The organism is Psychrobacter sp. Ps6 (assembly GCF_022129235.1).
Lineage (GTDB): Bacteria > Pseudomonadota > Gammaproteobacteria > Pseudomonadales > Moraxellaceae > Psychrobacter.
Genome location: NZ_JADQAI010000003.1, coordinates 321,742 through 335,181 on the forward strand (window position 1 = coordinate 321,742; position 13,440 = coordinate 335,181).

Here is a 13,440-nt window from a genome sequence, read left to right on the forward strand (position 1 = left end):
TTTGTCGATTGCCGTGTTCTTTATTAATAGAATATGACCATCGGCAGCGTTATGAGTCAAGTGAGGCACACATGCAATACCCAAAACATTACGACGTGATAGTGATCGGCGGTGGTCATGCTGGTACAGAGGCTGCTCTGGCGGCTGCACGCATGGGCGCACAGACCTTATTGTTGACGCATAATATCGAGACGCTCGGGCAGATGAGTTGTAACCCTGCGATTGGCGGTATCGGTAAATCGCATCTGGTGCGTGAGATTGATGCGTTGGGCGGTGCAATGGCGCTGGCAACGGATAAAGCGGGTATCCAGTTCCGTGTGCTAAACAGTCGTAAAGGCGCTGCTGTGCGCGCTACACGTGCGCAAGCGGACCGCATCTTGTATAAAGCAGCAATTCGTCACACGCTAGAAAATCAGCCAAACTTAGATTTATTTCAGCAAGCCGCCGATGATATCTTAGTAGAGAATGGTCGAGCGACAGCTGTTGTGACGTCTACAGGTATTGTCTTTAAGACCGAAACAGTAGTGCTGACCTCAGGGACTTTTTTGGGCGGTGTCATTCATATCGGTATGGAAAACTCAAATGGTGGACGTGCAGGGGATCAGCCGTCTATCAAGCTTGCGGATCGTTTGCGTGAGCTTAAGCTCCCAGTAGGTCGTCTAAAGACAGGTACGCCAGCGCGTATCGATGCACGTAGCGTTGACTTTAGTGTGATGACGGTACAGCCTGGTGATACGCCATTGCCAGTGATGAGTTATATGGGTGACGTCTCTATGCACCCTGAGCAGGTCAATTGCTATATTACGCATACCAATGCGCGTACTCATGACATCATTCGTGAAAATCTTGACCGCTCGCCAATGTTTTCGGGCAAAATCGAAGGCGTAGGCCCACGTTATTGTCCATCGATTGAAGATAAAATCCATCGCTTTGCGGATAAAGACAGCCATCAGATTTTTATTGAGCCAGAAGGCTTGACCACGCATGAGCTGTATCCGAACGGTATCTCAACGAGCTTGCCATTTGATGTGCAGTTAGACTTCATTCACAGTATGAAAGGCTTAGAGAACGCCCATATTACTCGCCCAGGTTATGCTATTGAGTATGATTACTTCGATCCGCAAAACCTAAAGCCTACGCTTGAGACCAAATCGATTGATCGTCTGTACTTTGCCGGTCAAATTAATGGTACGACTGGTTATGAAGAAGCGGGCGTGCAGGGGTTGCTAGCAGGTACCAATGCGGCATTGGTGACGACCAATAACAGTGAGTTTGAAACGTGGACACCGCGCCGCGATGAAGCCTATCTTGGCGTACTTGTGGATGACTTGATTACTCACGGTACTACCGAGCCATACCGTATGTTTACGAGCCGTGCAGAGTATCGTTTGCTCTTACGTGAAGACAATGCCGATCAGCGTTTAACTGAGACGGGTCGTAAATTAGGACTGGTAGATGATGTACGCTGGCAAGCTTATCAAGAAAAAATGGAAGCGATCTCAACAGAAACGTCACGCCTAAAAGACATGTGGGCCACGCCTACCAACGCACTAGGTAAGCAAGTGACTGAGCAAACAGGTGAGGTACTCTCTAAAGAATCGACGGCTTTTGATTTACTCAAGCGTCCGCAAATACATTTTGCTGATATCGCTGCTATTACTGACTCAACAGTAGATGCGCAAGTAGGAGAGCAGATCGAGATTTCTGTCAAATATGCAGGCTATATCGATCGTCAGCAAGAAGATATTGATCAAATGAAGCGCCTAGAAAACACGGCGCTACCGCTAGATTTTGATTATAGCGTCGTCTCAGGTCTATCAAACGAGATTGTACAGAAACTCACGCAAGTTCGTCCTGCGACGCTTGCTCAAGCGGGACGTGTCAGCGGTGTCACACCTGCGGCCATACAGTTATTGGCGATGACGGTCAAAAAACATAAAAAAGCAAAGGCTGCGCTTGACTCATAACGGTAATATGCTAAAGCCTTTTATAACAAAGCATCCATGATATAAAAAGCCCGTAATAAAATATTATTACGGGCTTTTGTTTATTAAAATCTACTCTATTATCGAAATAAAGTCTCATTCAAACTTGTCTTACTTGCTGCTTTGTCTCTATACTAGGTCGTAAAATCTGATTATTACTTATTAAATTTTCTTGTTGATGCTCATATCATGATGGGCTTGTCACCGAATTGAGCCTATTTATGATTGATGCTATTGTTTTTGCTATTACTATTGTATTCCCCAACCTTGCTTTGATGTGGTTGGGTTTTTTTATGCAAAGGCGTGGCGAGGCGAGCCAAAGTTTCATTGATCAGGCATCCAGCTTTGTTTTTAACTACTGCCTGCCTTGCTTGTTGTTTTTTAGCGTGGTTGATAGCGATGTTGATTATGGTCAGCAAGTTAAGCTAATTTTTGTTGGTATTTTGGTGACATTTGTCCTGTTTTTTGGGGCAGAGTTATATGCCAAGCGTTTTGTCAAACGTCCTGCCGACCAAGGCGTTTTCGTACAAGGTATTTTCCGTAGCAACATGGCTATTATTGGCCTCGCAACCGTTGCTAATGCTTATGGTGAGCGTGGTTTAAGTATTGGTGCCGTTTACATGGGCGTAGTCACCATATTGTTCAATATTTTAGCGGTCATTACGTTAAGTCGTGTCTCTAAAAGTGTGGATGATACTTTGATCAGTCGCAGTATTATGATTATCAAAAAAGTATTTACTAATCCACTAATATTGGCTTTGCTATCAGCATTTGCCTATAAGGCGCTGCCATTGCCACCACTCACGGGTGTGATTCACACGACTGGTGATTTGTTGGCAGCGGTCGCATTGCCATTGGCATTGATTTGCGCTGGCGCCAGTATTGATTTGAAGTCGATGCTGAATGCTTCAGGATTGTCTATGCAGGCCAGTATTGGTCGTATTGTTATTGCGCCAATCATCGCCATTGCGATTGGATTAGCATTCGGATTATCAGGCGTACATATGGGTGTGCTATTCTTGATGGTGGCATCACCAGCTGCTGCGGCCAGTTATGTGATGGCAAAGGCTATGGGTGGCAATGATGTGCTTGCGGCAAATATTTTGGCGTTTACGACGGTGGTGGGGATGTTCGGAATGGCATTCGGTGCGGCAGCATTACGTGCGCTTGGTTTAATGTAGTAAAGAATCTAGGAAAAAGATTCACTAAATTTACTTTAACAGACACTACAATTTTCAATATAGTAAGTCTTATTACTGTTTTACTACATTAAAAAATCCCCTTTTTCAAAAAAGAGAAAGGGGATTTTTTATGTTAATTCAGATTGTCTTGATTGCGCTTATCTTCTCGACGTTGTTTTTGCTTTGGGCTAGTACGATAGGTCAGATATCCACCGATGGCCATGACTGCAAGAAATGCCAAGATATACATAAATATCGACGAGCCAATCATCAATGAGGCGCCAACAGTAGCAGTTGCTTCCATGTCAAAAATCCAGTTAAGGTTTAGCAATAATTATGCAAGTGTCTCATTTGATTGTAAAGTAAATAAATTTAGCTCCGGTGTAAGTTCAAGTGAACGAATACGCGCTGCTTGATTATGTACATTAGCAGTCACAATCAATTCATCTGGTTTGTGGGTTGCCAAAAACGCAGCCAATTTTGGTTTGACCGTTTCGACAGATCCAATAAATGAAACTGACAGCGCATTATCTACCATCATTTTTTCTGCTTGGCTCCAGGTGCTGTCCATATCGTGCGTAGGCTTTGGCATTTGACCTGTCTCACCACGGCGCAAGCGTACAAAACTCTGCTGTGCTGAGGTAAAGTGATACCGAGCAGTTTCATCGTCGTCAGCCAGTAACAAGTTTGCAGCAAGCATGACATAAGGCTTATCTAAATAAGCAGACGGTTTGAACTGCTCACGATAGCCTTTAATTGCTTGTCCTAGCATTTGCGGTGCAAAATGTGAGGCAAACACATAGGGCAATCCTAAATGCGCGGCTAAGGTCGCACCAAATAGAGAAGAGCCTAATATCCAAATAGGGATGCCTGATTTGGCGCCAGGGAACGCCTGTACATGGCTGCCATCGGTATCATTGCCCAAGAAGTACATCAGCTCTTGTACATCTTGTGGAAAACGCTCAGCGTCTTTCATCTGGCGGCGCAGTGCCTGAAATGTAGCGCCATCAGTACCAGGTGCGCGCCCTAACCCTAAGTCAACGCGGTCACCATATAACGCCTGCAATGTACCGAATTGCTCAGCAATCACGAGAGGTGCATGGTTCGGTAGCATCACGCCACCAGCCCCAATACGAATGCTCTCGGTTTGGCTACCGATATGTGATAACAATACCGAGGTTGCTGCACTGGCGATACCCGGCATATTGTGATGCTCTGCCATCCAATAGCGGTTTAGACCAGATTTTTCTGCTTGCTGAGCGGTTTCAACCGTTTGGGCGATGCCTTCAGAGATTGTTTTGCCTTCAGGTACAGGTGCTAGATCTAAAAAAGATAAAGGGATTTTGTTATTCATAAATTATCCAGTAGAGTGATTAATTATTTGCTCTTGATATGCTTGTCACCACTATCGATTTCAAGCGGTGTTACCGAGTAGCAATAAATCATAACAAAGACAGATTATCGATGGTTAAGGGGCGTGGTTAGCAACAGCATCCGTTGATAGATAAGCCTATCATTATAAAAATAACTGCATAATAAAAAGCGTCAGCACATAAAAAAGCAGGTAACCGAAGTTACCTGCTTTCTCAAAATGACGTTATTTAACTGAGTGGTTATTGCAGTCGATCACTTAGACCGATTATTTAGCTTGGTCGCCAAGCTTATAAGCCACAACATAATCACCAATCTTCGTACCTACTGAACCATGTCCACCAGCTACCAGTACCACCATTTGCTCGCCTTTAGAGTTCAAGTAAGTCATAGGTGTAGCCTGACCACCTGCTGGAATACGAACATTCCATAGCACATCGCCATTTTTTAGATCATAAGCTCGGAAGTTGTTTTCGGTTGCAGCAGACAAGAAGGCCACGCCACCTTTGGTGATGATAGGGCCACCGATACCAGGCACACCCAGCTCAAACTTCAATGGTAGAGGAGACAAGTCTTGAACCGTGCCATTTTTGCGTTGATACGCAATCTCACCTGTGGCTAGGTCAGCTGCAGCGACCGTACCCCATGGTGGCTGCTGACAAGGTACACCTAAAGGAGATAAGAAGGGCCCAAGCTCTACTGCATAACCGGCCCCTTCATTGGCATTAACGCCTTGTTCACCTTTATTGGTCTCAGCATCACCTAGTGACTCTTTAGGAATCAGCTTTGAGGTAAATGCCAAATAGGTCGGCATACCAAACATCACACCATTTTCAGGGTCAACAGCGAGGCTACCCCAGTTAAAGGTACCGAAGTTACCAGGATAAACGATGCTGCCATTGGTTGACGGCGGTGTATAACGACCATCATAGTTAAGTTGATTAAACTCAATACGGCACATCATTTGATCGATAAGGCTAGCGCCCCACATGTCTTTTTCTTTCAACATCGGCGGCTCAAAGCTCAAGCCAGAGTAAGGTTGCGTCGGAGCAGCATGTTCACCCGCTACCAGGTAACCTTGCGGCGCATCACGTTCTTTAATTGGTACGATTGGTTCGCCTGTTTCGCGATTCAATACATACACGTCGCCTTGTTTGGTAGGAACAACAAGTGCAGGCTGAACGCCGCTATCAGTATTTAAATCAATCAGACTTGGTTGGGCAGGTGTATCCATGTCCCATAGATCATGGTGTACGAATTGTTGAACCCAACGTGCTTTACCTGTTTGAATGTCTAAAGCGACCACAGAGGTTGCGTATTTTTCTTCAGCTGCGTTTCGATAGCTACCCAATTGATCCGGTACACGGTTGCCCATCGGGAAGTAGATCAGACCAAGTTCTTCATCTGCACTGGCTGTTGACCATGAGTTTGGTGAGCTGGTTTTGTACGTTTGAGTGGGATCGTTAACATCGAAAGGCGCTGTGTTGTCAGGATCGCCTGAATCCCAGTTCCACAATAGCTCACCAGTATTGACACTATAAGCACGGATAACACCAGAAGGTGAGTTTACATCATAGTTATCATTAACGGCACCGGCCACAACAATCGTGTCGCCGACGACAATCGGTGGAGAAGTCGAATAGTAATAGCCATCTTGTTTATATGGCATATTGTGCATCAAATCTAATGAACCATCTTTACCAAAATTCTGGCAGCGTTGCCCAGTATTTGGATCAAGTGCGTATAGTTTGGCATCAGAAGTTGGAATGAATATCTTAGCATCACATTGTTTAGACGCTTTTTCAAAGGTATTACCAGCCACTTTTTGTGCCATCACAGTACTGGTCGCAGTTGCTTTGTTGTCAACAGCTACTTCATTATCACTGCTTACCTGATCATTAACTGCTGAAGTGGTAGTATCTGTACCAGCTTGACCAGCGTAATAAGAGACACCACGGCAAGTTTGATGCTGACGTTGGAGGTTTTCGCCAACCTTAGGATCGAACTTCCATAGGGTCTCACCAGAGTCTGCATCTAATGCTAGCACCCAGTTATGCGGCGTACACATATAAAGAGCATTGCCGATCTTTAGTGGGGTTGCTTGATAAGTGGTTTCGCCAACATCATTAGGACCTTTGACATCACCGGTTTGGATTTGCCACGCCAGCTCCAAATCTTTGACATTATCAGTATTGATCTGAGTCAAAGGAGAGTAGCGTTGGCCATAATCAGTACGACCATAAGCGCTCCATTCACCATCTGGTGTTTGCTCGCCATTTGATAGTGGATCACCAAGGTTTGCAGAAGTGCCGTTTTGATCGCCGTCATCTTTGGCAGTTAAATCGAGCTCGCCCAATTTGTCGGTGGCATTATTAGCCATACTACCGAAAGAGAGCAGTGCACCCACAACCACACTGGCCATTAGTCCCCAATAATAAAGAGGATTTTTCTTAGCGTTGTTTGTGGTTGCTACTTGAGCATGTTGCCCGTGCATCTTCTTAGAGACCCACGGTAAAAGCATTAACAAACCAAATATTAGCGGGAAGCCCAAGCGAGTTGCCAGCGCCCACCAATAAAATCCAGATTCCCAAAGCGACCATACTAGTGTCACGACGATAAATATCGCGTACACCCCGTAAGCGCTCCAGTGTTTTTTTAACAATAAAAATGCTGTCGTTAACATCATAACGCCAGCAAAAAGATAGTAAGGACTACCGCCTAAAGAGAGCAGATAAGCGCCGCCAATAAGTAAGGGGGCGGCAAAAACTGCCATAATGATCGCTACGAGTTTTTCCATGAGCGGTATCACCTGTTACATAGAAGCAAATGGACATGCAGTGATCGACACCCAGTACAATTAAATGTCTAGGCGTCCAGCAATACATGCAGAAATAAAGACGAAATAAAACGTTGAATAACGTTCTAGACTGTATTTTATCACTTATGCATAAGCTCGGTAAAGGTGGAGTAAGGTAAGGCTAGCGGTTTAGCCCCTTTGTTTTAGTTGTCAAATTGTTTCTGACACAGCTCCATAAAGGCGCGACCGTATTGGCGGATTTCCGCATCATCACGCACCGCCATCCAACTGGTGAAGCGCCCGAAGTGATCGACTGGTATGGCAGTTAGGTTCTGATAATGACTCGGTTCAAATGCCATTTCGGCAATAATACCAATGCCTAAGCCAAGTCCAACATAGGTACTAATGACGTCAGCATCAAGCGCGGCGAGTACGATATCTGGCTCTAGACCTGCTGCTTCAAACGTTTTATCAATCGCGCCGCGTCCAGTAAAGCCGCCGTGATAGGTCACAATAGGATAGCTGGCAAGAGTCGGCAAATCGATAGAGTCTTGCTTGGCAAGTTCGTGATCGCTCGGCACGATGACACGATGTGTCCAGTCGTAATAGCGGTAGCATCTGAGATAGTTATTATGAAGTAAGGACTCGGTTGCGATACCGATATCAGCTTGACCACGAATCACCATCTGTGCGATGGTCTCAGGATCGGCTTGTTGCAAGATCAAGTTGACTTTGGGAAAGCGATCTTTAAATTCTTTCACTACTTTCGGCAAGACATATCGTGCCTGCGTGTGAGTGGTCGCAATCGTTAGTGTACCGATATTAGGATTGTTGAAATCTAGGCTTAAATTTTCAATCGTACGGATTTCAGCAAAGATGGACTCGATATGTGGCATAAGAGCCGTACCCATTGTGGTCAGGCCTGTCAGACGCTTTCCTTGACGAATAAATACTTCAGTCTTCAGTTGGTTTTCAAGTGCCGCGATATGCTTTGACAAACTTGATTGGCTGGTGTGTAGCACAGTCGCTGCTTGACTTAAGTTATAGCCATTAATCACCGTATGCCAGACTGTTTCCAACTGCTTGAGCTGAATTTGCAAATGTCGCTGATTGACTACTACATCGATTGCCATCACTGAATCCTATTGTGTAACAATACAAACCTTATCTATATCTGAAAGATTTGTATATGAAAGTAAAAACGTACAAATGTGCCATAAGAGCGTAGTGTAAAACAAAGCTATTATTCTTGTATATAATAAATAGCTATCAATTTATGATAATTATGAATATAGGTTTTTATAGTCCTCTTGCTTTTACAGTATTTCTTACAGTCATTTAATTTTAGTCATTTGATTTATTTAGATAGGGTGTGTAACTCAGAATATTTAAGACTGTTGAATATCTAAGCTTTAGGTATACAGGCATAAAAAAACAGCTACCTTCTAAAAGATAGCTGTTCATGATTGATAGACTTACTCGCTATCCATTAATCTAATCAATAACGCTTACTCGGCAACGTCATAACGATCCGCATTCATGACTTTGCTCCAAGCACTGACAAAGTCACGAACGAATTTCTCTAAGTTATCGTCCTGTGCATATAGCTCAGCATAAGCACGCAAAATAGAGTTTGAGCCAAATACCAAATCCACACGGCTGGCTTGCCATTTCACATTTCCTGTACCACGCTCACGTACTTCGTAGTTGTTGGCAGTATTATCTGCTGCATTCACAGGATGCCACGTGTAGTTCATATCTGTTAAGTTGACAAAAAAGTCGTTGGTTAGTACACCAGCGCGTTCAGTGAAAACGCCTTGTTGGCTTTGACCATGATTGGTATCGAGGACTCTCATACCGCCAATCAATACGACCATCTCAGGCGCGGTCAATCCCATCAACTGAGTACGATCAAGTAGCATCTCTTCAGGAGAGACTGCGTAGTCTTCTTTAACCCAGTTGCGATAGCCGTCATGCAGTGGCTCTAAGTCCGCGAAAGATTCTGCATCGGTCATTGCTGCTTCTGCATCGCCGCGACCTGCGGTAAACGGTACCGTAACATCTACACCTGCATCGTTTGCTGCTTGCTCAATAGCGGCATTACCAGCGAGCACAATCAGATCGGCCAAACTTACGTCTTTATTAAAATCAGACTGAATGCTGGTTAACGTCTCAAGCACACGTTGCAGCTGCTCTGGTTCATTTCCTGCCCAGTCTTTTTGTGGAGCTAAGCGGATACGTGCGCCATTTGCACCGCCGCGATAGTCTGATGCGCGGAATGTACGTGCGCTGTCCCATGCCGTAACGATCAACTCACGGCGGCTCAAATCACTGTTCAATATTTGCGATTTTAGCGTCGCAATATCATCAGCATTCAAGTCTGTATTGCCTGCTGGAATAGGGTCCTGCCAGATAAAGTCTTCGCTCGGTACATCTGCCCCTAAGTAACGAGATTTAGGCCCTAGATCACGGTGAGTCAATTTGAACCATGCTTTGGCAAATACTTTATCAAAATACGCTGGGTCGTTATGGAATTTCTCTGAAATCTCGCGATAAACAGGGTCTTTTATCAATGCCATATCTGCGTCGGTCATAATTGGGTTGCGGCGGACACTTGGATTATGAGCGTCTAATGGACGATCTTCTTCTTTTATGTCAGTGGGCTCCCACTGCCATGCACCTGCTGGACTTTTGGTTAATGCCCAGTTGTGATTCAAGAGGAGCTCAAAATAGCCGTGATCCCATTGGGTTGGATTGGTTGTCCACGCGCCTTCAATACCGCTTGAAACAGTATCACCTGCATTGCCATTGCCTTTAGGATTGCGCCAGCCTAGACCTTGCTCTTTGACGTCTGCCGCTTCTGGCTCGTCTTCTAGTGTCGTCGCATCGCCATTACCGTGACACTTACCAACAGTATGACCACCAGCGGTCAAGGCAACCGTTTCTTCATCGTTCATTGACATACGTGCAAACGTCGTACGCATGTCTTGAGCGGTCTTTAATGGATCAGGGTTGCCATCGACCCCTTCAGGGTTGACGTAGATCAAGCCCATTTGTACCGCTGCCAGTGGGTTTTCGAGGGAGGCACGATCTTCATCGCTATCGTAGCGGTTTTCGGTCGGTGCCAGCCATTCGCGTTCAGAACCCCAGTAGATGTCTTTTTCTGGATGCCAGATATCAGCGCGACCACCAGCAAAGCCTAGCGTTTTAAAGCCCATAGATTCATAGGCCATGTTGCCTGCCAAAATCATCAAATCCGCCCACGACAGTTTATTGCCGTACTTTTTCTTAATGGGCCACAGTAGGCGACGGGCTTTGTCTAGGTTGACGTTGTCCGGCCAGCTATTTAACGGCGCAAAACGTTGATTACCAGTATTAGAACCGCCGCGACCATCGGCTCCGCGATACGTACCCGCCGAGTGCCATGCCATACGAATCATTAAGCCACCATAGTGCCCCCAATCTGCTGGCCACCATTCTTGTGACTCGGTCATCAAGTTTTTCAAATCCGTTTTGACGGCTTCTAAATCAAGTTGTTTGAAAGCTTCAGCATAATCAAAGTCTGCTCCCATTGGATCAGTCTTTTTGTCTTGCTGATGCAATATGTCTAGGTTTAAGCTGTTTGGCCACCAGTCTGTCGCAGTAGAGGCTGTGGTAGTATGCGCTTGATGCATGACAGGACAGCCACCCATACTAGGGCGCTGCGGTGCGTGTGTCTGATCGACGTTTTCACTGTGAATCGTCGGTCCCTTATCATCACCTTGATCATAGGTTGTGTTAGTTGGTGCGTTGTTATCGCCATGGTTCACAGGACAGCCGGCAGTATCTTGCGCTGTGTTTTTATCAGTTGGGGCTTGGGTTGAGTCGGACATGGTAGAACTCCTAGGCTATGATAATAAAAAGAACGAGTAGTCAATCGAGATAATCATTGTTGATATAAAGAGCATAACGAAGCACTGTGTATTTATAAAACTAATATATAAGAATTATAAGTTTTAAATTATTAATCATTAAGTCTTGGTGTAGTACCTCATTCAGCTTGCTATTAACGCCATTGCTCTTGTTACTAGGTAGGACAGTAATAAGCCGATCAAGTTTGTATTGATCCTACCTCTATCTACATATTACCGATAAATGAAAGCGTTGTCAGACATCTTTGATGAGAGTAAGTAGTAAGAAAACTAAGGACTGATTTAACCATAGTGAAAGATTGCTATAATCTGCGTTACTATCGCGAAATATAAGCTGTTGTGAAAGTGCCAGAATCAATGAGTTAATGCAAAAACATCTAGTCAAGGTAGAGGTTCTCAAGTACCATAACTGAATTTTGTTGTAATGATCATATTGGTGCAACGTAGAGCAATTTTTATCGATCTTTTTATGGATAACTGATTCTAAAGATTGATAAAAATTGTGCGCAGTTGTGTTATTTGTCTCAATTGTTGGTGAGTTATTATGTCTGCTGTCAAATCTGTACCACCCAAACCTCCCATTGCCAAAAAATCATGGGGCGAGGCGGCGAAAGCCTATCTTGATCGGCGTGCTATGATCATGCTGTTTTTGGGTTTTGCGGCTGGTATTCCTATTTTGCTTATTTTCTCCAGCTTGTCGTTATGGCTGCGTGAGGCGGGATTTGATCGCAGTGTGGTGACAACTTTTAGTTGGGCAGCATTGGGTTATTCGTTCAAGTTCATTTGGGCGCCCTTAGTGGATGCGGTGCCGCTACCGATATTAACTAGATTATTGGGTCGCCGTCGTAGCTGGATTTTGATTGCACAGCTCTTGATTATTTTGGCGATTTATATGATGGCCAGTATCAATCCGACCGATGAGAGCAGTTTGCACTATATGGCAATGGCAGCCGTGCTATTGGGCTTTTCATCCGCTACGCAAGATATTGTGGTCGATGCTTATCGTATTGAGCTTGCCCCTGCGAGTTTTCAGTCAGTATTGTCAGCGATGTATACCGCAGGCTACCGTTTAGGGATGATTTTTGCAGGCGCCGGTGCCTTATATTTGGCAGATTATTTCGGTTCGACCGAAGAGTTTTATAGTTATGAAGCATGGCGCAACACCTATTGGATTATGGCAGCGGTGATGGGCGTAGGTGTGTTGACCACGCTGATAATTCGGGAGCCTGTGAGTGAGCAGGTACGTATTGATCGTCCCGCCTCGGACTATGCCCGTTTGGTACTGGTGTTTATATTGTCGGTCGCCGCTTTTATTATTGCTTTTGTCAATGTTGGTGCGTTGCTGCCAGAGACAGACAGTGTGATGTTTGCTTTTTTACTTGAAGTGGTTCACCTCTTAGCAAGCCTATTGGTGGCATCGGTTGTGGGTTACCTGTCTGTCAAAGTAGGCGTGGTCAAACAAGAAATGGCTTATACCACTTGGGTTGAACCAGTCGTTGATTTTTTCCGTCGTTATGGTAAAAAAGCATTATTGTTATTGGCCTTGATTGGGTTGTACCGTATTTCTGATATCGTAGCAGGGGTTATCTCGAATGTCTTTTATCAAGACATGGGTTTTAGCAAGACAGACATTGCCAATGCAGTGAAGTTAGTCGGTGTCATCATGGTTATTGCGGGTGGTTTTTTGGGTGGTATTTTGGCTCAAAAGATGCGTATGATGCAGGCGATGATGGTCGGTGCCATCTTGGCTTGTGTGACGAATCTATTATTTGTCCTGCTCACTTACCATCCCGGTAGCTTACCGCATATGTATGTGGCAGTGATTTTTGATAATCTGGCGGCAGGTCTTGCTAGCGCTGTATTCATCGCTTTCTTATCTGCCTTGACCTCGATTCGTTTTACGGCGGTACAGTATGCTATCTTTTCATCGTTGATGACGCTGATACCGAAAGTGATGGGTGGTTACTCTGGTGCTGTTGTAGACAATATGGGCTATCCGTTTTTCTTTATTTTTACCTTTGCGATTGGTGTGCCAATTTTGATCTTAATCTATTTGGTCGATAAACACATTGTCATTGGTGATAATGACGATATATACGGTGATAATGACAAATTAACAAAGACAAATCCAAACCTGACCGATACCAATGAGCCACCGCGCGCGTCAGAGTAGCGTCGGCAGTACTTTCGCATTT

8 protein-coding genes are annotated in these 13,440 nt (G+C 44.8%); 3 read left to right on the forward strand and 5 right to left on the reverse strand.

Features of this window, described 5'->3' with window-relative positions:
- The first annotated feature begins 71 nt into the window (after positions 1 to 71).
- Together mnmG and I3255_RS05605 are read left to right on the forward strand one after the other, a co-directional pair.
- Positions 72 to 1,967, forward strand: coding sequence for a tRNA uridine-5-carboxymethylaminomethyl(34) synthesis enzyme MnmG (gene mnmG / locus I3255_RS05600; RefSeq protein ID WP_238037685.1), 1,896 nt, complete (start codon positions 72 to 74; stop codon positions 1,965 to 1,967).
- A gap of 239 nt (positions 1,968 to 2,206) precedes the next feature.
- Positions 2,207 to 3,166 carry an AEC family transporter gene (locus I3255_RS05605; RefSeq protein WP_238037687.1) on the forward strand — a complete coding sequence of 320 codons (960 nt, stop codon included), beginning with the start codon at positions 2,207 to 2,209 and terminating at the stop codon, positions 3,164 to 3,166.
- Positions 3,167 to 3,299: 133 nt separating this feature from the next.
- Here I3255_RS05605 and I3255_RS05610 read toward each other — a convergent pair whose 3' ends face one another.
- From I3255_RS05610 to katG, 5 genes are all read right to left on the reverse strand, one after another.
- A complete protein-coding gene (locus tag I3255_RS05610) occupies positions 3,300 to 3,470 on the reverse strand; it encodes a hypothetical protein (RefSeq protein ID WP_238037689.1) in 171 nt (56 codons plus the stop codon).
- Between the two features lie 30 nt (positions 3,471 to 3,500).
- The gene (locus I3255_RS05615) at positions 3,501 to 4,520 is read right to left on the reverse strand and encodes an LLM class flavin-dependent oxidoreductase (RefSeq protein WP_238037691.1); all 1,020 of its coding nucleotides are present in this window, start codon (positions 4,518 to 4,520) and stop codon (positions 3,501 to 3,503) included.
- Between the two features lie 285 nt (positions 4,521 to 4,805).
- Positions 4,806 to 7,334, reverse strand: coding sequence for a membrane-bound PQQ-dependent dehydrogenase, glucose/quinate/shikimate family (locus I3255_RS05620; protein WP_238037694.1), 2,529 nt, complete (start codon positions 7,332 to 7,334; stop codon positions 4,806 to 4,808).
- A 203-nt stretch (positions 7,335 to 7,537) separates the two neighbouring features.
- Entirely contained in the window at positions 7,538 to 8,467 is a 930-nt protein-coding gene (locus tag I3255_RS05625; protein ID WP_201600607.1) for a LysR substrate-binding domain-containing protein, read from the reverse strand.
- A gap of 375 nt (positions 8,468 to 8,842) precedes the next feature.
- A complete protein-coding gene (katG, locus tag I3255_RS05630) occupies positions 8,843 to 11,026 on the reverse strand; it encodes a catalase/peroxidase HPI (RefSeq protein ID WP_238037794.1) in 2,184 nt (727 codons plus the stop codon).
- 763 nt (positions 11,027 to 11,789) lie between these two features.
- On the opposite strand from katG, the gene I3255_RS05635 reads away from it, so the two are divergent.
- Positions 11,790 to 13,418, forward strand: coding sequence for an MFS transporter (locus I3255_RS05635; protein WP_238037697.1), 1,629 nt, complete (start codon positions 11,790 to 11,792; stop codon positions 13,416 to 13,418).
- Positions 13,419 to 13,440 lie beyond the last annotated feature (22 nt).